The following is a 21,793-nucleotide window of genomic DNA, read 5'->3' as shown; positions in this document are numbered from 1 at the left end:
CTGCTGTCCTATAGGCAATAGAGCCAGTCTAGCAGAATCAGATAAACAGCAATATGGTGCAAAAGTTAATCGATTAATGATAAAAACTAAACCTTCTTCCCATCGACCATCACCGGACGACTGACCAGCCACGCAAATCCTACGTTGACCACCATCAATATCAGCATAATAAGTAAGGGTAAATCCCAGCTGTCCGTTGCTTCATGTAACCAACCAGTCCCCAATGGACCAAAAAACGCAATCAAATAACCGACCGCTTGCGCCATACCCGACAGCTCACTTGATTGATTGGCGGTATAAGTACGCATTGAAAACAGCATCATACTTAAGGTAAAAATCGCTGAACAACCAATGCCCATCAGCGCCGACCACAACCACGCCAAATCAGCAGATAAATAGCTGACACCTAAGATACCAATCACATTTAAAACCGCTGCAAGTACCGCCAGTGCCTGAATAGGTCGTCCACGATTGACCAGCCACGTTAAGCTTAAAATCGCTACAGGTGCCATAAACTGGAATACTGAGTTCATCTGTCCCGCACTTACTGCTGACAAGCCTTTACTGAGCCAAATCGACGGTAAAAAACTGGCAGCTGTATAAAAAAGCAGCGATTGTAAGCCCATGAATATGGCAATTTGCCAAGCAAAGGGTGTGCGCCACATAGAGATGGGCGATGGGGCTTGAACGCCTTCAGCAAGCGGTACTACGGGCTGATGGTTTGAAGAACCCAAACGCAGTCGTAGCAGCACCCAAATCATTAAGGCAAACACGCCCAAAATCGACCAACCACCAAGTGCCCATTGCCAGCCTACTTGCTCAGATAATGGCAAGACCACGCCCGCGACAATCCCTGCCGACACGGTCATAGTGAGACTGAATAATCCAGTAACTAAAGGAATATGATTGGGTGTACGTTGCTTGATAACAGGCGCCGCAAGGGTATTGGCAAAACCAATCGCTAACGTCAGCAGTAATGTGCCGCCCAAAAAACCCATCCAAGTGGGAATAAGGCTGCGAATAATCATACCTATTGTTAGCAGGCTAATCATCGCAATTAAAGTGTTTTCAAGCCCAAACCGCTTACCAATCGCTGGCGAAATAAAAGCCCCAAGTGCAAAAGTCAGCATCGGCACCGCGCCAAGCCAGCCAATTTGGGTTTCGGAGATATTGAGCGCTCCTTGAACCACCGGCGCTATAGAACCTAGTGCCACAATCGGCGAGCGCATATTGGTCGCCAATAGAATCATGGCACACAACACCAGCCAAAACGTAAAGCGCGAAGAGGGCAGCTGAAACGGTAAAGGATTATCCGTCTGAGACTGTAAAGGCAAATCATTTTGCACATTAGGAGAGGTAGACATGGCAGCACGACTATTATTAGAATAAGAAAAAGGACACGTCATTAAACAGCGCCGAAGAGTCGTCGCTTGCAAAATAACACCGAAAAAATCTCACAAAGAAGATGAGTGAGACGAAAAAATAGAATGTCGAAATATTGGCAGAAAGCAATTCATATGAACTTGCTACCTTAACGGGTAAGGCAATATGAATATCTATAAGTAGTGATGTAGAACAATAACGCTGCGCCATAAAAAATAGCGCCAGCCCTTTTAAAAAAAGGGCTGGCGCTATTATAAGAACAAATGACGGCTAAATACTACCAGCGTATGGTAACAAACCGACTATATTATACCGATTTGCCCAATTGAGCCGCTTTTAAAGCGTTCTCTTGCTGTTCGGCAATTAGAGAATCGCATTTATTAGGATCATCACCGCAGTACGAGCATTTCTCATTGCCCATCAATTTGGCAACACCGCCACAAGACCCTCTAAGCGGCTTTTTATTGACCATATAACCGATACCCATAAAGATAAAAAACAGCATGAATACGGTAAAGGTGATAGCAAGCATGGGAAGCAGTTGGCTAAGCATAGAGGAGACCTCGCGTTAAAAGTAGGACAGTTATCTGTGTGATAACCTCTTAATAGTATAGCAAAAATTCATCTTGTCCGTTTGAGCTTCTCAGCTGAGTAAGACAATTTCAGAAAGATACCGAATTAGCTTCTATTAGTGTTTTTAGATTTAGCTGGACTTTTTATCAGCACGTAATGCTTGCATAGCAGGTGTTTGCACCACTTGCCAATCATCAATGCTGTCCGCAGCTGCTTCTATGCTCACACCATCTGCCAACACGACAAACAATGCCGCTATGTTTTGCTCCTTGGCGACGCTCAAAGCTTTTTTGTAAGGCATAGCAGTTAAGGCGGTTGCCCAAGCATCAGCCAGCGCGACGGTGTCTGCCGCGACGGTTACCGATGGCGCACCACCTACAATCGGCTCACCTGTAGTCGGGTCAATGGTATGACTGTAGTGCTTACCATCAAAGACGACTGAGTTGCGATAGTTGCCAGAGGTCGCCAGATGCATCGTGTTGCCATTATTTATCGGTTGGCGAATCACTGCCATAGTTTGACGCTCGCTGACGGTACTACCTTCAATCGGTGCATCTATCGCAATTTGCCAAGGTTGTTGTTGCGCACTGACACCAGAGGTTGCCACCTCACCACCAATCTCAACCATATAATTGCGAATTTGATAATTGTTTTTTAGCACATCAGCGATGACATCGACACCATAGCCTTTAGCCACTGCTGAAAAATCAAGCCCAATGCCATCTTTGGCTTTATAGATAGTCTTATCTTTTTGAATGATACTTTCAAAGTCGACCAAGGCTTTGGCTTGCGCAATCTCAAGCACCGTCGGTGGACTTTGCAAACGCTCAACGGTCATCGTGCTACCAAAACCCCAAGTGTCTATCAATGGCATCACTGTAGGATCAAAGGCGCCACCCGATAGCTCATAAACTTGTCTTGAAGCTACCAACACATGATTAAAATCTTCATCGATGGTAATAGGCTCATCTTTGCCTAGTTGATTAAATTTAGAGATGGTAGAGTCCGTTTGATAAGTGGACATACTGTCATTGATATCTTGCAGGCGCTTATCGATGGCTGCTTGTATAGCCGCTTCATCAGCATCCTTAGGCAACTGATAGCTAATATGATAGCTGGTGCCCATGGTCTCACCGCTCAGATTATTATAATCGGTCTTTTGCTGGCAAGCGCTCATCCCTAGTGCAGTGCTTATAGCAATAATAGGTAGTAGGGCGGTATTCATCGATTTGACAGAAAATGAGAGTGGTATTGATTTTTGCATGCTTGGGTTTTTCATATGAGTCATCACAACTTGATATAGCGAAGGGATAAATGAGGCGTTAGCTATTAAATAAGCTAAGCGTTGCCTATTTTACACCCCTTGTCACCCATAACGCCAATTGTCGGCTTAAAACATTTTCAGATATTGATTGCTATGTAATATATATAGCTAAAATACCTAAAAAAGCTACGGTAAGGCTGGTATGAATTTTTTGCGGTCTATGTAGGCATAGCAAGCAAGAAAAATTAATACCAGCCGTACGTGATGTAGCGATATCACATGTCACTAACTATATTTATTTAACATGCTAGATTTATTTGACTTGCGACTCACGAATGAGCTTATAAAGTTTTGGCGGTGATAGGCGATTAACCTTGGTAGCGAGCTTTTCTTTGCGACCAGCAACGATAATATACTCTTCCCCTTTGGTAAGGGCTTTGACGACTTGCTTGGCAAAGCTAGTCGCCGTCAGACCTTTATTGGTTGCCGCATCCATCGTCCCTTGTGCACTACCATCACCAGTCAAGGCATTAATAGAGATATTGGTTTGAATAAATCCTGGGAATATCGTTGCTACTTCTATTCCTTGTTCGTGCAGTTCAGCACGCAGACTGTTCGCCCACATATGAATAGCCGCTTTGGCAGCACCATAAGCACCGCGATATTGTGTACCGAGTAACCCTGCAACACTTGATATCATCACTATTTTGCCGCCACCTTGTTCGAGCATATCTGGCAATACCAATCTGCTCAGACGCGTCTGCGCAAAATAATCTATCTCCATAATTTGGCGTTCGATGTCTTCAGTGGTATCCATGATAAGCGCGCGTTGACTGATACCCGCATTATTAATCAGCCAATCGACTTTTCCTGCTTGAGTTTTAACGGTAGCGTATGCTTGTTTTGCTTGCTCAGCATCGGTTATATCAAAAGGGATAACGATATGTTTTTTACTATTTTTACAGCGGCTTTTTACCAGTGCTAGTTTCTCTTTATCACGTCCACTTAGAATAATACGAGCGCCGCGTTTGGCAAAGGCGATGGTTAATGCTTCGCCGATACCGCTTGATGCGCCTGTTACCCAAATGGTCAAATCTTTATAGTTGGTTTTCATAGGAATCCTTTCCGTTTCGCCCATAAAAAAAGAGCCTCAATTGAGACTCTTAATTTAGCATATATTATTCTGTTAATTGTGGTTGCTTAACGATTAAGCTTAACCACCCCAATTAACCACCAAAGTCATCAAGCATGATATTTTCATCTTCAACACCCATGCTGTGCAGCATATCGATGACCGCCGCATTCATCATCGGTGGCCCACACATGTAGTATTCACAATCTTCTGGATTTGGATGGTCTTTGAGATATTCCTCTAACAAGACATTATGGATAAAGCCTGTATAGCCATCCCAATTATCTTCTGGTAATGGATCAGACAATGCCACATGCCACTCAAAGTTAGCAAACTCTTCTTCTAGCTGATCATAATCTTCAACGTAGAACATCTCACGAATAGAACGCGCGCCATACCAGAAACTAATCTTACGATCAGAGTTGAGGCGTTTGAGCTGATCGAAAATGTGCGAGCGCATCGGTGCCATACCAGCACCACCACCGACAAATATCATCTCAGCTTCGGTCTTTTTAGCGAAGAACTCACCATAAGGACCAGATACTGTGACTTTATCGCCAGGTTTTAGGCTAAAGGTCCAAGAAGACATTTTGCCCGGTGGAATACCATCAGGACCACGCGGCGGCGGACTGGCAATACGGATATTAAATTTGATTAAACCTTTTTCATCCGGATAGTTAGCCATTGAATAGGCACGGATAACAGGCTCATCAACTTTTGAGACGTATTTAAAGATGCCAAAGTTATTCCAATCGTCTTGATACTCTTCAGCAATATCAAAGTCTTTATAATGCACTTCATGCGGTGGCGCTTCTAACTGTACATAACCACCAGCACGGAAGTTCACTTCTTCGCCATCTGGAATCTTCAGTACTAATTCTTTAATAAAGGTCGCAACGTTATCATTAGAGATAACTTCACATTCCCACTTTTGCACATCAAAGAATTCAGGATCGATCTCAATTTTCATGTCTTGCTTAACGGCTACCTGACAGGCAAGACGCATATGATTGCGAATCTCACCTTGGGTAAAGTAACCTTCTTCGGTAGGCAGAATAGATCCGCCTCCTTCAATCACGCGGCAACGACACTGGGCACAAGTACCACCGCCACCACAAGCTGAAGATAAGAAAATACCTTCGCTTGCCAATGTCTGTAGCAGTTTGCCGCCTGCAGGTGTTACAACGTCATTCTCGGGATTATCATTAATATGGATAGTAACATCGCCTGAACTGACCAGTCGTGAGCGCGCTGCCAAAATAATGGCAACGAGACCCATGATGATCAAGGTAAACATAGCAACGCCACCAATCGCCGTAGCGTAATCCATGGTAGGTATCCTTAATCTATGGAGTAGGGGAGCGAAAAGACGTCATTGCGTTTTCTCTGAACCCCTACCGAATAAATGAATTAAATAGGTCAAATCGCTAAATAAGCTTTTAAGCTCAGCGGTTTAAATTGACATACCGCCAAACGACATAAAGCCAAGTGACATCAGACCAACCGTGATAAAGGTAATACCAAGACCGCGCAGCGGCGCTGGAATGTCTGAGTATTTCAATTTTTCACGAATACCTGCCAATGCGGTAATCGCCAGTGCCCAACCAAAGCCTGCGCCGACACCGTACACCACTGATTCACCAAAGTTATAGTCACGTTCTACCATGAACAGTACGCCACCTAAGATGGCACAGTTGACGGTAATAAGCGGTAAAAACACACCGAGTGCGTTATACAGACTTGGGACGAACTTATCCAAGAACATCTCTAGAATCTGTACGGTGGCAGCAATCAAACCGATATAACTGAGTAAGCCTAAGAAGCTTAAGTCGATATCAGGGAAACCTGCCCATGCCAGCGCACCATCTTTTAGGATGAACTGGAACAGTAGGTTATTTAGCGGTACAGTAATCGCCATCACGACAACGACTGCTACCCCAAGACCGATAGCGGTTGAAACTTTTTTTGATACCGCTAAAAAGGTACACATGCCTAAGAAGTAGGCCAGCGCCATATTCTCGATAAAGACCGAGGTTATAAATAAACTGACATAATGTCCCATTAGTGACCGCCCCCTTGAGCCATGCCTTTAGACTGCGGCTTCATTACAAATTCAGCGTCTTCGACCTGATCAGGTTTCCATGTACGGATAATCACGATAAACAGGGCGATAATAAAGAATGCTGACGGTGGTAATAACAATAGACCATTTGGTACATACCAGCCACCATCGGTCGCGGTTTGCAAAACAGTCATGCCAAACCAGCTGCCTGCGCCCAAAAGCTCACGGATACTGGCGACAAATAGCAATACTGCCGAATAACCTAGACCGTTACCGATACCATCCAAGAAACTTGGAATAGGTGGATTGCTCATCGCAAATGCTTCAGCACGTCCCATCACGATACAGTTGGTGATAATCAAACCAACGAATACTGATAAGCCTTTACTCACATCATAAGCGACCGCTTTTAGGACCTGATCGACCAAGATAACCAGAGAAGCGATAATCGTCATCTGCACAATAATACGAATGCTCGATGGAATTTGCTTACGAATGATAGAGATAAAAAAGCTTGAAAATGCTGTGACCAAGGTCAATGCCACGCTCATCACCAGTGCATTTGCTACACTGGTCGTTACCGCCAATGCCGAACAGATACCTAATATCTGTAGAGCAATAGGGTTATTATCAAAAATGGGCGAGGTTAAAATACTTTTTGTATCAGCCATGTTATGCCTCCTTGCCGTGTGCTGCTGGTATCACTGCTACCAGTTCGGTTACAGAATGCGCCTGCTGTTGATGTAAGTTTTGACCCAGTTTTTTATAAGGGCTTTGACTTGCTTTGACTTCAGCATCTACCAGTGTTTTACCGCTCTCTTCACGCAGCTGATCTAAGTACGGCTTATAGCCTTGCTCACCCAACCAAAACTGGATCATGTTACTGACGCCGCGACTGGTCAAAGTTGCACCACTAATACCGTCAACCCAGTTCTCTTTTGGATTACCAGCTTTGGTCACGCCAGTAGCAACGGCACCTTTGTCATCATAAGAATGAATACCACTCCACATCGCACGCCATTCTGGCTCTTCGATACGAGCGCCTAGACCTGGAGTTTCTTTATGGTCATAGAAACTGATACCTTTGATGGTATTCATGTCGCTTTCAAGGGTTAAGAAACCATAGATAGTACCCCACAGACCGTAGCCTTGGATCGGTAGTACCACTATTTCAGGTTGTCCAGCGTCGTCATTTTTGACATAAACTTTGGCATATTTAGGCTTACGACCGATACCGGCAGGATCATTACCACCCAAATCTTCACTCAGTGCTTTATTCTTAGTTGCTTGGCTGGCGTCATAGGCATTACGGTCAGGGATGCCAGCAGCGGTCAGCGCGTCATCATCAAGGTAGTTGCCTTTATTTAGGTCAACGATTTTTACCTCAAAATCTTTAAAGCGCTCCGCCACATCTTCATTGGTATCAGACGCAGGGTCAAACATACCCGCGGCAACCAAGATGTTTTTATTACGGTCTAAGCGCGCGTTTTCTACTTGCGCAGGCTTTAGACCCACAGCCGCAGCTGAGACCAATACCGAACACACCAAGCATAGCGTCAACGCCACACTGATGGTTTTTGCGTTATTACTTTTGGGCTTGGACATAGCGAACCCTCCGAGCAGTTTGGCGTTTGATATTTGCTTGAGTGACAAAATAGTCAAACAGTGGCGCAAATAAGTTAGCAAATAAAATGGCTAGCATGATGCCTTCTGGGAAAGCTGGATTAATGACACGAATCAATACGGTCATAAAACCAATCAAGATACCGTAAGCCCAGCGCCCTTTATTGGTATGCGCAGCAGATACTGGATCAGTTGCCATAAACACGGCACCAAAAGCAAAACCACCGATCACTAAGTGCCAGTAAAACGGCAAGCTCATCATCATATTGTCTTCAGAGCCAATCATATTAAACACAAGAGATGTGGCAATCAGACCAACCACACAACCTGCCATGATGCGCCATGATGCAATGCGCGTCCAAAGTAGGACAGCAGCACCCATTAAGATAGCTAGCGTCGATACTTCACCGATACTGCCTTGCATGTTGCCTAAGAATGCATCACTCCACGTGATGGCATTGCCATAAACATCGACAAAATCTTGTGGGACAACCCCAAGGGCAGCGAGACCAAGTGGCGTTGCACCTGAGAAACCATCAACGGCGGTCCATACTGAGTCGCCTGACATATAAGCCGGATAAGCAAAGTATAAGAACGCACGACCCGATAGGGCAGGGTTAAGAAAGTTTTTACCCGTACCACCGAATACTTCTTTTGCCACGACCACACCAAAGATAATACCTAAGGCAACTTGCCATAATGGGATATCGGGTGGCAGACATAGTGCAAACAGTACAGAGGTAACAAAGAAGCCTTCGTTGACTTCGTGTCCACGCACCACAGCGAAGATAATCTCACAGAGAATACCAACCCCAAAGGTCACAAGGTAAATCGGTAAGAACTGCATAGCACCGTAGACGAAACTTGCCCAGATACTGTCTGGGTTGTAGCCTGCCATACTAGTGATAATGGTGCGCCAGCCTTCAGGCTGTAAGCCGAGGGTTGCAATCGCAGTCAATGCTTGATGACCGATATTGTACATACCCCAAAACATTGCTGGGAAGGTACATAACCAGACGGTAATCATAATACGCTTAAGGTCAATACCGTCGCGCACATGTGATGAGGCGTATGTCGTTGAGCTTGGTTGACGCAAAAACGTATCAAACATCTCAAAGATAGCGTAGTATTTTGTGTGTTTGCCACCCTTGGTGAAAGACGGCTCCATACGATCGAACATATTGTGTAAAAATTTCATCGTGGTTAGCCCTCCAGCTCAATGCGCGTTAAGTTATCACGCAAAATATCGCCGAATTCATATTTGCCAGGAGATACGAAGGTGCATAATGCTAAATCTTCTTCGTCCAATTCAAGTACACCCAAATCTACAGCCGTGATAATGTCTTCGACAATCAAAGCACGCAATAGCTGGGTTGGCAGATAGTCTTGTGGCATGACTTCTTCATAGACACCGATTGGCACCATCGCTCTAGGTGAGCCATTGCTCGTGGTGGTGAAGTTATATTTTTTGCCACCAAAAAACTGCGAAATATAGATAGGCAGTTTAGAGAAGCGGTTTGCGCCTGGCGTAAAGAAGTGGAACGCTGGACGCTCACGACCTTCTGCTAGCACACTGACTTGATTATCAAAGCGACCAAGATAGGCAATATTGCCAAATACTTGACGCCCAGACAGCACTGAACCTGAAATCACACGGTTCTCGCCAGCTGTCAAATTACCTTTGGTCAAGGCAGCAATATCCGCACCGCGTTCGGTGGCGATAATATGAGGATTGCTAACAGCAGGACCAGCTAAGCTCAACAGGCGACGCGTATATAAACGCCCGCTAGTAAATAGCTTGCCAATCGCAATCACATCTTGATAACCAATCGTCCAAACGCTTGTACCGCGCATGATAGGGTGCAAGAAATGAATGTGCGTGCCTGCAAGACCAGCAGGATGTTTGCCCGCAAAGCTATGATACTCAGTGACATTATTAGCTGCAGTTTTTGCAACTGGTGTCAACTGACTATTGCCATGATGGCAGACAAAAGTCTTTGGGCTCAAAGTGGATAATACAGCAAGACCGTCGTTGAACGCTTGCAGTTGCTCATTGATCAGCAACATCGGGTCAAATGCCAATGGATTGGTATCCATGGCTGTGACGAAGATAGCATGAGGACGCGCACCGATTTCAGGAGCACGGCTAAAGGGGCGCGTACGGAACGCCGTCCATTCACCAGAGGCAAGCAGTTGGGTTTCAACGACTTCAGAATCTAGGTCAGCAAGTTGCTGGGAGTCGTAGCGCTGAAATTCTACTTCCGCACCATTTGGCTCGACCGCAATTACAAGACTTTCAAACACACGACGTTCACCGCGTTTAATGGCGATGACTTTACCAGCAGCAGGCGCAGTGTAGATAACGCCAGCCCGTTTTTTGTCTTCAAAAACGGGTTGACCTTTTGCTACTATATCGCCTTCTTTGACATTCATCGTCGGCTTCATACCAACGTAATCATAGCCAATAAGTGCCACATGGGCGGGTCTGTGCTCAGATATCTCGCGGGAGGGTTCACCAGTGATGGGTAAATCCAAACCTTTCTTGATGGTAATCATAAGCGAAAACTTAGTCCATAGTCTAAAACGATACCAGACGTCCTGTGTGGTATATCGGCAGCATGAATGGTAACGCCATCACTAAAATAACCAAATCATATCTTATAAAAAGACAGCGATAAGGTTTTTAATAATGACACTTCATGACTACTAGTAAGAGTATTAACGCTGACCTTAGACTCCTTAACAACACGTTAATGTCTTATTCGAATGACCAAAGTGGCGACTGGCTACCAAGGTGTATACTAAAACACTGCAATCTAATTCTCATCTCTTAAAGAAATGGTGTTAGACAAAATACGGTTTTACCATACGATTTATTAAAATCTTAAAATCCATACTATTTGTGAGATTTAAGCAGCACCACCCATTTGCTTAAATACAAATGAGAGATAAATGACTTATGATACTGAGATAGAAGCTATCTAAGCGCTATTGAATAACCTATGATTATAGGATAAATATTAGGACTGAGTAACAGCCGTTGCTAGGCGAAACGTTTAATAGCGTATCAATACCGCATTATCATCTATCTTGTAATGATCGAAACCATCTATAGGTAGCAGACGATCTGGCTTTATCGCACAAATACAAATTTACCTAGGATTATACGCTAAACTGACCTAAAATTGCCAGTTGGTAATCGAATTTACCCAATGTTGCTAGTAATCCTTTGTGCTAAAACTTATGGTTATGACTGTCTGTTTTCTGCTGCAATAGAGAGAAAACTTTAGTTGATTTTATGACTAGAGTACTTACATCATTTTTAAATCACTATCATGCTTATATATCTTTCGTAGTGAATTGACTTTACCGTGACCTGTTTAAATTGGCAGTTCTAGACATTTTATATTAAGTTTGTGTTTAAATGGCTCTTGTAAGCTAACCTACCTCCAAGTTTTGATTATTAATATCGTTTTATAAGGAATCCTATATGTGCGCTGTCCCTGTGATTATCCCTGCTATCGATCTCAAAGATGGTAAGTGTGTGCGCTTAAAACAAGGTCGTATGGAAGATGATACGGTATTTTCTGATGACCCTGTTGCGATGGCGGCACGTTGGGTAAAAGAAGGGGCGCGCCGTCTGCATTTGGTCGATCTAAACGGCGCATTTGATGGGATTCCAGTGCATAAGCAAGTGGTGCATGACATTGCAAAAGCTTTTCCTAAACTGCCAATTCAATTGGGCGGTGGTGTGCGCAATATGCAAACTATTGAGCAGTATATTACTGCTGGTCTGACCTATATTATTATCGGTACCAAAGCGGTTGAAGATCCGGATTTTGTTGCTGAGGCGTGCCGTGAGTTTGCTGGACACATTATCGTTGGTATCGATGCCAAAGATGGTATGGTTGCAACCCATGGTTGGGCAAACGTGACTGACACCAAAGCCACTGAACTTGCCAAACGTTTTGCTGATGTTGGCGTGTCTTCTATCGTCTATACCGATATCGCCCGTGATGGCATGATGCAAGGCGTTAATGTCGAGCAAACCGTTAATTTAGCACGTGAAGGTGGCTTACCAGTGATTGCATCAGGCGGCGTCACCGATATGAAAGATATTGAGTTATTAAAACCTTATGGTGATTGCATTGAAGGTATCATCACTGGTCGTGCTATCTATGAGGGCACGTTAGATTTGGGCGAGGCACAACTTTATTTGGATGGTAAATAATATTTGAAAAATACGCTTATTAGATTTTGAATAGATAAGGCGTAATCAAGGATGCTTATGGCCGCTTATTTTGACTGCATTACATCACGCAAGTGCCTAAAAATGTGGAGTCAATGGCTGCTATTAAGCATCATGTTCAGCTTACCGGCTTATGCCGTTCAAGAAAGCGAAACTGTTAATCCTACTGTATTAGACAGTAATGCTGCCAAGCCCGGGCTTGATAGCAAGGCATTACCTAATACAGCTAATGACGTTAATACTACCCCTCTTCCTAGTAATATTCCTGAAAGCACCAATTTGCCTGCTCAAGCGCCAATTGCAGCACCTCCGTTGATACCTATTTCAATTGAACCTGCACCTCCTATCGATGGCGAGAGCAGTAATAACACTCAAATTGAAACTGCTCAAACTGTGCAACATGATAATGACATCCGCCAACGTATCAGTGGGATATTCTCAGAAATTGAAGGCTTGCAAGCAATTAATGTTGGTGTCACTCAAGGCGTTGTTACTCTAACTGGTGAAACACCCAACGAGAAAAAAGCCCAACAAGCCATTAATCTCACCAATCGTTTGACAGATGTTGTCACAGTCGAAGATAAGATTAACCGAACGCTTGATGTTCAGGACAATGTCACGACGGTTTATCAAAGCATCAAAGCTCAAGCCAAAAATCTTATCAAAGCTGTGCCGTTGTTATTGGTCGGGATTATTTTATTTGCTTTAGTAACTTGGTTTGGTAGTTGGTTGTCTAATCGGCAAAAAATGTGGCAGCGCTTAACGCCCAATCCTTTTGTCGCAGAATTATTGTCGCAGACTGTCAAAGTCATTTTTATTATTCTGGGGCTTATATTAGCACTAAGCTTGATTGGCGCGGAGACGATTTTGGGAACGCTACTTGGCGGCGCTGGGGTCATCGGTATTGCCGTTGGTTTCGCAGTTAAGGATACTATTGAAAATTATATTGCCTCTTTAATGCTCAGTATTCGCCAGCCATTTCGCGCCCGCGATCATATTTTGATTAATGCTCAAGAAGGAATAGTGGTGCGCCTGACGTCGCGCGCGACTATTTTAATGACGTTAGATGGCAATCAATTACGTATTCCCAATGCCGAAGTCTTTAAAGCCACGATTTTAAATTACACCAAGAATCCTGAGCGCCGCTTTACCTTTGAATTAGGCGTTGATGCCAATGATGATCCGCTTGCTGCTATCAAAGTGGGTATCGATGCGATTGCTCAACTGGGTTTTGCCTTAGATAAGCCAAAAGTCACCGCGATTATCAAGGAGGTAGGCGACTCAAACATTATTTTGCAGTTCCAAGTATGGGTCAATCAATCAGAAGCTGATTTTTCCAAAGCCCGCAGTATAGCTATTCGCGAGACCAAGCATGCTTTAGAAGATGAAGGCTTTAGCTTACCTGAGCCCATTTATCAGTTACGCTTTAACCATAATCTAGAGCAAGCTTTTGAGTATTTCCAAAGCAGTCGAAATGGTGATAAGTCTCAAGAGGACATAACAGTAACGCCCATCATCGTTAAACCCTCTAACGATTCTAAAATAGCTAGTGACGCTCAAGCGGCTGAAACTACGATTGAAGATAAAGATAAGCAACAAGCAAAGGCGCGGGCAAAGCATATCTTGCAAGGTCGGAATGCCGATCAAGTGCTTGATGCGCGCCCTGACGAAAAGCTAATGGAAAAGGTTGAACAGGAAATTGCCGAAAATTCAGATGAAACTGATTTATTAAGTAATAGTAGCCCGCAAGAGTAGCGTTGAATACCAACTATAAAAATCGGCATAGAAAATGCATCGAAATGTTTATCTACATTTTATCGAACTAGACGAGACATTTTTATGCAAATGAAACATCTGATTATATTCGCGGTCGTTGGTATGGTTGTGTTATTGAGTTTTAATGTCATGAATGGCACTCAACGTGAACAAAACCGAGAAATTATAGCAGCGAGTAGTGAGGCAGCTGTATCTGAAAATAATGGTTCTGATACGAGAAATGCTAATGACAGCCATACATCAGATATCGCAAGCAAGCCCTTAGGTCAGCAGCCGAAAGCCGTTCTAGATGATGCTACTACCAAGATCGATCAGGCACAGCAAGCAGATGCTGCGCGCTTAGAGCAAATGAGTCCTGCGGAGCAGTGATAGATCTGTTATTAGAAAACTGAAGACACAAAAAAGGCTAACGATAACGTTAGCCTTTTTTAATACTTATAGATTCAAGCTGGTTTAGCTCTTTTTACTACTGCCTCTACCACCACGACTGCCGCTTCTCTTCGCAGGTGATTTCTTTGGCTGATCTTTGCTTGTGGAGCTGCGGTTTGGCTGACTAGAGTTTGAATGATCTTTCTTAGTTTGATTCATTTTACTAGAGTGCAGCTTTGCTTGTAAACCAAAGTCAATTTGTAGCAGATCCATATTAACGCCAGCTACTTTCACTTTAACCAAATCGCCCAGCCCAAACACTGTGCCTCTATCTTTACCGATAAGCTGTTGCTGCTGCTCATCATAAACAAAGAAATCGTCACCAACGTTTGAGATATGCACCAAACCATCGATATACAAATCCGTAAGAGTAATAAATAAACCAAAGTTTGTGACGGTAGTTACAACACCATCGAACTCTTCGCCGACATGATCTTTCATATAATGACATTTGAGCCATGATTCTACGTAGCGTGAAGCCTTTTCAGCACGGCGCTCAGTATCTGAGGTTTGCATGCCAGCACCTTCTAATGAAAAATCCATCACAGGCTGTTTGGCATTTGTCACTTTCGCCTTGATCGCACGATGCAACATTAAATCAGGATAACGACGAATCGGCGAGGTAAAATGGCTGTACTCGTCGTAAGCCAAACCAAAGTGACCGATATTGTCAGGTGAATAGTTCGCTTGCATCATCGAACGTAACAGCATGCTATGAATACTGATAGCGTCAGGACGCTCTTTAGTTGCTTCAATGATACGCTGATAATCCGCTTGAGTAGGATTTTCTTCTGGGAAGCTTAGACCAAAGTTTTTGGCATATTCATGGATACGCATCGACTTTTCGCCATCAGGCTTATCATGATTACGATATAACACAGGCAGCTCGTTTTTTAGTGCAAAGTTTGCTGCACAGGTATTGGCAAGCAACATGCACTCTTCGATAAGCTTTTGCGCATCACCGCGCGTACGAGGCAAGATGGCTTCGATACCACCTTTTTCATTGAACTTAATATAAGTTTCAACGGTCTCAAACTCCATCGCATGACGCTCTTCACGCTTTTTGAGGAGTAGCTCATACAGTTGATGTAAGGTATCGACAGATTTTTTGACCTCTTTATTTTCTGTCAACGATTTTGGAACACTACTGTCTTTTGGATTTTCAAGATAAGCGTTTACTTGATTATAAGTCAAGCGCGCTTGCGAGTGCATGACGCCAGGATAAAACTCATAACTGGTGATTTTACCAGCACGTGATATCTTAATATCGGCAACCATACAGAGGCGATCAAGATTAGGGTTCAGCGAACAGAGACCATTAGACAGTACTTCAGGCAACATAGGAATCACTTGATGCGGGAAATATACTGACGTACCACGCTCGTAAGCATTTTGATCAAGTGGCGAGTTCGGTGTCACATAATAACTGACATCCGCAATCGCTACCAAGACGCGATAATTACCACCAGAACGCTTTTCTGCAAACACAGCATCATCAAAATCACGAGCATCTTCACCATCGATCGTCACTAATGGTAACTCACGTAAGTCGACACGACCTTTTAGATCTTTTTCAGTCGGCTCTTTATAATCATTTGCTTGATTGAGCGCGGCTTCACTGAACTCTGATGGAATATCATAATTAAGTAACGTAGTCTCAATAATCAGTTCGCGATCATTGTCATCAGATAAGACTTCAGTAATTTTGCCCGTGGCAAATTCATGCTGATTTGGCCAATCAATAATATCAACTTTTACCGGCGAGCCTTGCTTAGCATTGAAAGCCTGTACATTGTCTTCTGTGACGGTAATCGGCTGATGGTTATTTGGGCTACCAAGTTCAACGCAGTAACCGTCTTCATCATGAGCCAGCGTACCGATAAAATGATTTTGACGACGCTCAACGACATCAACGATACGACCTTCAGTACGACCGCGGTTGTCTGTTGACGTGCCAACGGCTTCTACTGTATCGCCATTAAAGACCCAACGCATTTGTTTTTCATGCAAGAATAGGTCAGGCATATCACTCAATAATACAAAGCCAAAGCCCTTTGGGTGGGCTGTTACTGTACCGGTGACAATATCGTGCTGAGTGACCGTACGATAGCGATAAGGGCGACCGTCACGATTGACTTGGCCATCGCGCGTCATCGCTTTTAGGCGGTTACCCAAAGCGTCAAACTGATCAGGATCAGCAATATTAAAGGCTTTTGCCAATTGCTGATGGGTGATTTCACCGTGTTCATTAATCGTGCTTAATATAAGCTCGCGACTAGGAATCGGGTTATCATATTTTTGTGCCTCACTTGAGGCGTTTGGATCATTCCAACTCATAAATTACCGTATCTATTTTTAAATTATTAATAATGACTATCTTAACACGAACAACGTCCCAATATCTTAGGTCAATTGTCTTATCTGTATTTGATAGCGAGTAGTCGTTAGTGGTCAAATTTTATTAAAAGTGAATGCTTATCTAAATCAAATATCAATATCGACCGTATTTGATTGATTGGTTATTTTTTCCATGTTCAATTCTTTTGACACTTCTAATACCGTGGTCTGATTAGATTTATCGAGGTATTTTTGGGCTTTATCAACCTCAGTGGTCAAGGTATTGACCGTTTGCTTCATATTCTCAAGCGCTTCAATTTTATAATTGCTAATCATATCCATGGTGTCATAGACATTATTGAAGGCATTTTGCAATTTATCAAGCTCAATAGTGCTGCTGGTCGCTTGCTCATGAATCTCAAGTGATTGACGCTTGAGCATTGCCGAAGTTGATTCAATCAAGCTACTGGTCGTTTTATTCAAAGCAGTAATTTGGTCAAGCACCAGTTTTTGGTTAGTCATGGCTTGTGCGACAACCACTGCCGTACGTAGGGCTGAGATAGTGGTAGTAGTGGCGCGATCTACCCCTTTAATCAGCTCTAAATTGTTTTTACGGATAGTATCCAATGCTAAATAACCTTGAACGTTTACCGCCAATTGTGTCAAAAAGTCGGTATTTTTTTGGCGGACATAAAACAGCATCTCTTCTTTAATAATACGTGCTTTCTCAGGGTCAGTCGATTCTATCGCATAGACTTTTTGCTCGAGCTGCTCATCGATTTTTTTACCCACATAGATATATTGGCGAATCGATTGCATCAGCTCCCACATATTAATTTTTTCTTGCTCAATCATAGCATTGTCTTTGAGTAGCTCATCTTTACCATTATATAGGCTCGTTACTACTGCATTAATATGAGATTGCGCTGACTCATACTGACGGAAATAATCTTGTACTTTATTACCAAATGGAATCAAGCCAAATAGCTTGCGTGAGCTGGTCAGCTCTTTTTTGCTGGGGTCCAAATCTTCGACGATACCGCGCAGCTCCGTCAATGATTTTGCAATAGGAGAGTTATCAAATAAGCTATCGTTGAGGCTCTTAGCGGGTAGCTCTAACATACGATTAGACACTTGCGCCGATTCACGGATTTCTTTATTACCTAAATTATGAATAGATTGGACGTTCTGTTGAAATTCAGAGCTGTGTACAGAGTTATTGATGACATGATCGACAAAAGCATCGACTTTGGCATCAAGCTCTGGAATATCGCTGTCATCTAACTTGACCATCTGATCTGCTTCACTCTTTTGTATCTCTTTAACGGGTTCTGGCGCGGTTAGAGTAATCGTTGGTGTAGAGGTGTTAACAGGTGGGGTTAATTCTTGCATAAGGCTTCCTATGATATCTAAAAGAGGTTATATTTTTATTAGCGACATTTACAGTCGAGGTATGGATTATTTTTATCAGTTTAATTGTTTTTATTGAAATTATGATTCATAAAGATAGAGTAAGTCTTTAGATTACCGTGTAATGAAAAGGTTGAGAAGATGGGTTTTGTAAAGCACTGTCGACTTCATATATTTAAGGTTAACGATAGTCAAAGAGGTACAAGTGTCATAATTAACTATAAATATGCTTATTAAGCCCTACATACTAAAAACCACCAATACGCCGTAGCATATTGGTGGTGGGAAATCATGAATATCTATATAAACACAGCCACTACTAAGAATAGACGATTAAAAAGTCTATTTTTTCTTAGTAGGTCCTAACAGCATACCCATTTGACGACCTTCCATCTTAGGATACTGTTCGACGTTTGAGATATCAGCCGTATCTTCAATGATACGATCAAGTTGCTTGCGACCAATTTCTTGGTGCGCCATTTCACGTCCGCGGAAACGGATGCTAATTTTAACTTTATCCTGATCTTCTAAGAAGCTAACGATTTTTCTCAGTTTAACCTGATAATCGGCTTCTTCAGTGCTAGGACGTAGCTTCATCTCTTTTAGCTGAGTCTGCTTTTGGTTCTTTTTAGCTTCTTTCGCCTTTTGCTTCTGATCATAGAGGAAATGTTTATAATCCATGATTTTACATACTGGCGGTTTGGCTTCGGGAACCAGCTCTACTAAATCTAGACTGTCTTCACGTGCCGCTTTCATCGCGGTGTCGATATCGACCACGCCCATTTGTTCACCGTCTTCTTTGACCAGACGGACTTCTTTGGCACTGATATCTTCATTAATGTTCAAACGGTTTGACTGTTTAATAGGTATTACTCCTGATCTATTTTTGGGATCTGTCGGCCCTTTTCGGCAACAGCTGCTTCTACTAATGTGATAAACTCAGCGACACTCATCACGCCTAGATTTTCGCCTTCGCGAGTCCTAACGTTGACGCTGCCTGATTCGACTTCTTTATCCCCTAATACTAGCATATAGGGAATACGTTCTAATGTTTTCTCTCGTATCTTAAATCCAATCTTTTCGTTACGCAAGTCACTAATGGCGCGTAAGCCTGCTTTTTTCAACTCATTGACCACATTTTCACACGCATCTGCCTGTTTATCTGTGATATTCATGACTACCACTTGTTGCGGCGCTAGCCATACTGGCATCCAACCGGCATAGTTTTCAATCAAGATACCGATAAAGCGCTCAAATGAACCTAAGATGGCACGGTGCAACATAATCGGTACTTCGCGCTCGTTTTGCTCATTGACGAATTCGGCATCAAGACGCTCAGGCATATTTGGGTCAACCTGAATCGTACCGCACTGCCATACGCGACCCAATGAATCTTTTAGACTAAATTCAATCTTGGGACCATAGAAGGCACCTTCACCTGGTAGATAAGCCCAATCAAGACCAGAACTATCCAATGCATCGGCTAATGCTTTTTCTGCAAAATCCCAAGACTCATCGCTACCGACACGTTTTTCAGGACGAGTCGATAGTTTCATAATGATATTATCAAAACCAAAATCTTCGTAAACAGCAAGGGTCAGCTTAATAAAATCAGCGACTTCTTGTTGAATCTGCGACTGTGTACAGAAGATATGAGCATCATCTTGAGTAAAACCACGAACCCGCATCAAACCATGGAGCGAACCTGATGGCTCGTTTCGATGGCATGAACCAAACTCTGCCATACGTAATGGCAAGTCACGGTAAGATTTTAAACCTTGATTAAAGACTTGCACGTGACAAGGACAATTCATCGGTTTTACCGCATAATCACGATTTTCGCTCGAAGTGGTAAACATATTGGTCGCATAGTTGCCCCAATGTCCAGAACGCTCCCACAAGCTACGATCGACAATTTGCGGCGTTTTAATCTCTTCATAACCATTATCGTGCTGTACTTTACGCATATATTGCTCAAGTACTTGATAAATCGTCCAGCCATTGGCATGCCAAAACACCATACCTGGTGCTTGCTCTTGCATATGGAATAGATTTAACGCTTTACCAATTTTACGATGGTCACGTTTTTCGGCTTCTTCAATACGCTGGATATAGGCTTTTAAATCTTTTTTATCCGCCCAAGCCGTACCATAAATACGCTGAAGCTGTTCATTTTTGGCATCACCGCGCCAATAAGCACCTGACATTTTGGTCAGTTTAAAGACTTTTAAGAAGCGGGTATTTGGCACGTGTGGACCACGGCACATATCGACATATTCTTGATGATGATATAGACCAAAGGCTTCTTCGCCTGGCATATCATTAATCAGCTTAAGCTTATATTCTTCACCACGTTCTTCAAAGATTCTAATGACTTCAGCACGTGGCGTTATTTTTTTGATAACGTCATAATCTTGCTTGATGAGCTCCATCATGCGTTTTTCAATGGCTGCCATATGCTCAGGCGTAAAAGGCGTTTCGCTATAGATGTCATAATAAAAACCATCATCGATAACGGGACCAATCACCATTTTCACATCAGGATATAACTGCTTAACGGCATGGCCTAATAGGTGAGCACAAGAATGGCGAATGATATCGACACCGTCATCATCTTTTGGTGTAACGATTTCAACTTTCGCATCATGGGCGATAGGGTCATGCGCATCTACCAATTGACCATCCACACGTCCAGCGACAGTCGCTTTAGCAAGCCCTGTCCCAATACTTTGCGCCACTTCCATGACCGTTGTATTACCTTCGAAGTTTTTTACGCTACCATCGGGTAAAGTAATCGCTACCATAATCTATTCACCTTTTTGCGTCCGTTGGCAGTGATGATTGCAACCATCAATCATATAACCGTAAGACTGCGTCAATTATATCTAATTACTATGATATGTTGTAAGAGATGGTATTACTTAAAGGCAAGGCTCAAAGCAGCAGCTTCTTAGCTAAGTCTTAATAAACGAAGTGCCATTAAGTAATATTATAAAGTCAGCTATTATAGCAAAAAATGTCTATTAACACTAGATAGATGGGGACTAAGGGCAGTTATGAATAGCCATCTATATGGTCGTTAACAAGTTTCCATATATAGGGGCTTTCTATACCAATATCAATACACTCAAATAAAAGGCTCTTTAGCGATAAAGCAGCTACTCAAAATAGATTGATAGTAGGCAGTGGTAATGCAATTAAATAGGGTCATTTATGACTAAAGGTGCATTTACAAGATTATTTAATGACAGTAAAGATAATTAATGCGTTAAGTGTTTGAAAACAATAGACTATTTAAACCTTACTTAAATTAGTTTAAAAACCTTTGATAAAGCAGTTGACACCCCAGTCAGAATCTATATAATACGCCCCACAGCAAAGGAAGCTAGGCAATAAGTTAACCAACTTATCACTTAGATTACTGAGTTGAAACAAATTAAGAAAAGAAGTTGACAGACTATTAAAACATGATATGATGGTCAGCTCGCTAAATAGGATAAGCCAGATTGGTTTAGCATATTTAGTTAGAATACTTTAACTGGACGACAGTTAGAG

Annotated in this window: 17 protein-coding genes; 3 read left to right on the top strand and 14 right to left on the bottom strand. The window is 42.9% G+C overall.

The window, feature by feature from the left end:
* Window positions 1-86: 86 nt before the first annotated feature.
* The 10 genes from FQ082_RS04910 to FQ082_RS04865 all read right to left on the bottom strand — a co-directional run bounded on the left by FQ082_RS04910 (window position 87) and on the right by FQ082_RS04865 (window position 10,593).
* The gene (locus FQ082_RS04910) at window positions 87-1,406 is read right to left on the bottom strand and encodes a CynX/NimT family MFS transporter (RefSeq protein WP_149492265.1); all 1,320 of its coding nucleotides are present in this window, start codon (window positions 1,404-1,406) and stop codon (window positions 87-89) included.
* A 284-nt stretch (window positions 1,407-1,690) separates the two neighbouring features.
* On the bottom strand, window positions 1,691-1,936 hold the full coding sequence (nqrM, locus tag FQ082_RS04905; RefSeq protein WP_011514732.1) for a (Na+)-NQR maturation NqrM: 246 nt from the start codon (window positions 1,934-1,936) through the stop codon (window positions 1,691-1,693).
* Window positions 1,937-2,086: 150 nt separating this feature from the next.
* Entirely contained in the window at window positions 2,087-3,235 is a 1,149-nt protein-coding gene (locus tag FQ082_RS04900; RefSeq protein ID WP_149492264.1) for an FAD:protein FMN transferase, read from the bottom strand.
* A gap of 298 nt (window positions 3,236-3,533) precedes the next feature.
* The gene (locus tag FQ082_RS04895; RefSeq protein WP_149492263.1) at window positions 3,534-4,334 is read right to left on the bottom strand and encodes an SDR family NAD(P)-dependent oxidoreductase; all 801 of its coding nucleotides are present in this window, start codon (window positions 4,332-4,334) and stop codon (window positions 3,534-3,536) included.
* 112 nt (window positions 4,335-4,446) lie between these two features.
* Window positions 4,447-5,682: an NADH:ubiquinone reductase (Na(+)-transporting) subunit F gene (gene nqrF, locus FQ082_RS04890; RefSeq protein ID WP_011514729.1), complete on the bottom strand. Its 1,236-nt coding sequence runs from the start codon at window positions 5,680-5,682 to the stop codon at window positions 4,447-4,449.
* Window positions 5,683-5,805: 123 nt separating this feature from the next.
* Window positions 5,806-6,414 carry an NADH:ubiquinone reductase (Na(+)-transporting) subunit E gene (gene nqrE / locus FQ082_RS04885; protein ID WP_011281361.1) on the bottom strand — a complete coding sequence of 203 codons (609 nt, stop codon included), beginning with the start codon at window positions 6,412-6,414 and terminating at the stop codon, window positions 5,806-5,808.
* On the bottom strand, window positions 6,414-7,085 hold the full coding sequence (locus FQ082_RS04880; protein ID WP_149492262.1) for an NADH:ubiquinone reductase (Na(+)-transporting) subunit D: 672 nt from the start codon (window positions 7,083-7,085) through the stop codon (window positions 6,414-6,416). The genes nqrE and FQ082_RS04880 overlap by 1 nt, the downstream gene beginning before the upstream one ends.
* Before the next feature lies 1 nt (window position 7,086).
* A complete protein-coding gene (locus FQ082_RS04875) occupies window positions 7,087-8,019 on the bottom strand; it encodes a Na(+)-translocating NADH-quinone reductase subunit C (RefSeq protein WP_149492261.1) in 933 nt (310 codons plus the stop codon).
* Window positions 8,000-9,235, bottom strand: coding sequence for an NADH:ubiquinone reductase (Na(+)-transporting) subunit B (locus FQ082_RS04870; RefSeq protein WP_011514726.1), 1,236 nt, complete (start codon window positions 9,233-9,235; stop codon window positions 8,000-8,002). Before FQ082_RS04870 ends, FQ082_RS04875 begins: the two co-directional genes overlap by 20 nt.
* A gap of 5 nt (window positions 9,236-9,240) precedes the next feature.
* Window positions 9,241-10,593 carry a Na(+)-translocating NADH-quinone reductase subunit A gene (locus tag FQ082_RS04865; RefSeq protein ID WP_149492260.1) on the bottom strand — a complete coding sequence of 451 codons (1,353 nt, stop codon included), beginning with the start codon at window positions 10,591-10,593 and terminating at the stop codon, window positions 9,241-9,243.
* Window positions 10,594-11,527: 934 nt separating this feature from the next.
* On the opposite strand from FQ082_RS04865, the gene hisA reads away from it, so the two are divergent.
* From hisA to FQ082_RS04850, 3 genes are all read left to right on the top strand, one after another.
* Entirely contained in the window at window positions 11,528-12,268 is a 741-nt protein-coding gene (gene hisA, locus FQ082_RS04860) for a 1-(5-phosphoribosyl)-5-[(5-phosphoribosylamino)methylideneamino]imidazole-4-carboxamide isomerase (protein ID WP_011514724.1), read from the top strand.
* Between the two features lie 57 nt (window positions 12,269-12,325).
* Window positions 12,326-14,041 (top strand): mechanosensitive ion channel family protein, encoded by a 1,716-nt coding sequence (locus FQ082_RS04855; protein WP_149492259.1) that lies wholly within the window; start codon window positions 12,326-12,328, stop codon window positions 14,039-14,041.
* Window positions 14,042-14,125: 84 nt separating this feature from the next.
* On the top strand, window positions 14,126-14,431 hold the full coding sequence (locus tag FQ082_RS04850; RefSeq protein ID WP_149492258.1) for a hypothetical protein: 306 nt from the start codon (window positions 14,126-14,128) through the stop codon (window positions 14,429-14,431).
* A gap of 84 nt (window positions 14,432-14,515) precedes the next feature.
* Here FQ082_RS04850 and rnr read toward each other — a convergent pair whose 3' ends face one another.
* From rnr to thrS, 4 genes are all read right to left on the bottom strand, one after another.
* Window positions 14,516-16,828, bottom strand: a complete 2,313-nt coding sequence (gene rnr / locus FQ082_RS04845; protein ID WP_149492257.1) for a ribonuclease R — start codon at window positions 16,826-16,828, stop codon at window positions 14,516-14,518.
* Window positions 16,829-16,975: 147 nt separating this feature from the next.
* On the bottom strand, window positions 16,976-18,220 hold the full coding sequence (locus tag FQ082_RS04840) for a toxic anion resistance protein (RefSeq protein ID WP_149492256.1): 1,245 nt from the start codon (window positions 18,218-18,220) through the stop codon (window positions 16,976-16,978).
* Between the two features lie 360 nt (window positions 18,221-18,580).
* Entirely contained in the window at window positions 18,581-19,084 is a 504-nt protein-coding gene (gene infC / locus FQ082_RS04835; RefSeq protein WP_011281352.1) for a translation initiation factor IF-3, read from the bottom strand.
* A 23-nt stretch (window positions 19,085-19,107) separates the two neighbouring features.
* Window positions 19,108-21,042, bottom strand: a complete 1,935-nt coding sequence (gene thrS, locus FQ082_RS04830) for a threonine--tRNA ligase (RefSeq protein ID WP_149492255.1) — start codon at window positions 21,040-21,042, stop codon at window positions 19,108-19,110.
* Between the last annotated feature and the right edge of the window lie 751 nt (window positions 21,043-21,793).

Origin of the sequence: Psychrobacter sp. ANT_H56B, from assembly GCF_008369245.1 — a bacterium.
Lineage (GTDB): Bacteria > Pseudomonadota > Gammaproteobacteria > Pseudomonadales > Moraxellaceae > Psychrobacter > Psychrobacter cryohalolentis.
The sequence above is the reverse complement of the archived record's forward strand: the minus strand, read 5'-3'. Positions and strand labels throughout refer to the sequence as shown.